Here is a 1678-nt window from a genome sequence, read left to right as displayed (position 1 = left end):
AAGAACACTGATGGTCGTAGCTCACTCCAGAAGACTGAAATGAAAAACGATTAGGGAACAAATCTTAGCGCCATTCACGTTTGACCCCTTCTGCCCGCCTCCTTCTGACTTTACTGCCCCCTTCTGACTTTACTTGCCTTCCACTAACGTAAGCGTCCGGGCTGCGTCCACCTTTCCTGATTGGCTTTGATCTGTTATACATCTGGGATGGATATTGAGATCGTTGATAGTGGATTGAAGCGTGATAGTGTTGGTCGGCGGATTGAGAGCGATGCTGAGCGTGAGCGTTTGCTGGAGGCTTATGATGTGAGCGGGCAGACTCAGAAGGCTTTTGCTGTGCAGCATGGGCTTGCTTACAGCACTTTGGTTTACTGGCTGAAGTTGCGTCGTCAGAAGGAGCAGGCCGCTGCTATTCCGAAGACTGTCAGTCTTTTTCAGGAGGTGTCTCTGCCTTCGGTGTCACCATCGTTTCTGGAGGTTTGCTTGCCTGATGGGCTGGTGTTGCGCGGCGGCGATGCGGAGACGCTGGCGGTTTTGGCCAAGGCGCTGCGATGCTGACGCTGCCGAATCAGCTTCGTGTGTTCGTGGCGGTGGAGCCAGTGGACATGCGCAAGCAGTTTGATGGACTGTGGGCGGTGGCGCGCGACCACCTGGGTGAAGATCCCAAGGGTGGTTCGTTATTTGCCTTTACCAACAAAAGCCGCAATCGGCTCAAGTTGCTTTACTTTGACGGCAGTGGGGTGTGGGTGTTTGCCAAGCGTATCGAGCAAGGACGGTTGAGTTGGCCGCTGGGCAGCGATGAGCGCAAGCTTACGATCAAGCCCGCGGCGCTGACGATGTTGATGAACGGGATCGACCTGAAAGACGGCATGCAAAAAGCCTGGTATGAAACTTAACCCGACTTTGCGATGCAAAGTGAGTTGACATTGATGCGCCCATCATTGGCATGGGCGCATGTCTAACGCTGAGGTGATCTTGGAGGAGAACCAGCAACTGAAGCTGGAAAATAATCTTCTTAAAGAGCAGATCGCCTGGTTCAAACAGCAGCTCTTTGGCTCGGGCAAAAGCGAACGGCTGGATGCCGCCCAGATGCGTCTCCAGCTCGATGAGTTGGAGCGCCAGTTGGAAAGCTCTGCATCGCAAAGCATTGCTTTCGAGCGGCGCGCTCCCAAGGCGGGCAAGCACGAAACACCCGCCGAGCGCTTCAAGGATTTACCGGTGGAAGAAACCGTAGTGATCGAACCGGAGGAAGTCCAGGCCGAGCCCGAGGCCTTTGAACAGATCGGTCAGGAAGAAACTTTTGAAGTCGATATCCACCCGCCGAAGCTCTTCAAACGCCGTATCGTGCGGCCCAAGTATCGACGCAAAGCGGATCGTTCGCAGCCGCCAGTGGTCGCTCCGGCTCCAGCGCGGGTGATCGACGGCGGCTATGCCTCAGCGGGTTTGCTGGCGTGGATTGTCCTCTCCAAATACGTGCAACACTTGCCGCTGTATCGACAGGAAAAAGCTTCGGCGATGTGGGGCGCGCAACTCTCGCGCAAAACGATGGCCGACTGGGTTGAGCCGTCGCTGAGTGGCTCAAACCGATTTATAATTACATGCGAAGCGACCTGCTGAGCAGCGGTTACATCCAGGCCGATGAGACTCCCGTTCGCTACTGCGACCCCGATCAAAAGAA

The 1678-nt window shown here is 55.3% G+C and carries 4 protein-coding genes; all 4 read left to right on the top strand.

Annotated elements, in window-relative coordinates:
• Positions 1–207 precede the first annotated feature (207 nt).
• Positions 208–558: an IS66 family insertion sequence element accessory protein TnpA gene (gene tnpA / locus RBB62_RS20150; protein ID WP_309401090.1), complete on the top strand. Its 351-nt coding sequence runs from the start codon at positions 208–210 to the stop codon at positions 556–558.
• A complete protein-coding gene (gene tnpB / locus RBB62_RS20145; protein WP_309401089.1) occupies positions 552–896 on the top strand; it encodes an IS66 family insertion sequence element accessory protein TnpB in 345 nt (114 codons plus the stop codon). The genes tnpA and tnpB overlap by 7 nt, the downstream gene beginning before the upstream one ends.
• Positions 897–954: 58 nt before the next feature.
• Positions 955–1617, top strand: a complete 663-nt coding sequence (locus RBB62_RS20140) for an IS66 family transposase (protein ID WP_309401088.1) — start codon at positions 955–957, stop codon at positions 1615–1617.
• A partial coding sequence (locus tag RBB62_RS20400; protein WP_484487967.1) for a hypothetical protein occupies positions 1599–1678 on the top strand: 80 nt, incomplete at its 3' end. The genes RBB62_RS20140 and RBB62_RS20400, both read left to right, overlap by 19 nt.

It is taken from the genome of Cerasicoccus maritimus (assembly GCA_031296935.1).
GTDB lineage: Bacteria > Verrucomicrobiota > Verrucomicrobiia > Opitutales > Cerasicoccaceae > Cerasicoccus > Cerasicoccus maritimus.
This window is presented reverse-complemented; position numbering and strand designations above follow the sequence as displayed.

What these genes read in the sequence shown, in the direction of transcription:
- tnpA (WP_309401090.1), top strand. Translation starts at nt 208, where the DNA reads ATGGATATTGAGATCGTTGATAGTGGATTGAAGCGTGATAGTGTTGGT.
- tnpB (WP_309401089.1), top strand. Translation starts at nt 552, where the DNA reads ATGCTGACGCTGCCGAATCAGCTTCGTGTGTTCGTGGCGGTGGAGCCA.
- RBB62_RS20140 (WP_309401088.1), top strand. Translation starts at nt 955, where the DNA reads ATGTCTAACGCTGAGGTGATCTTGGAGGAGAACCAGCAACTGAAGCTG.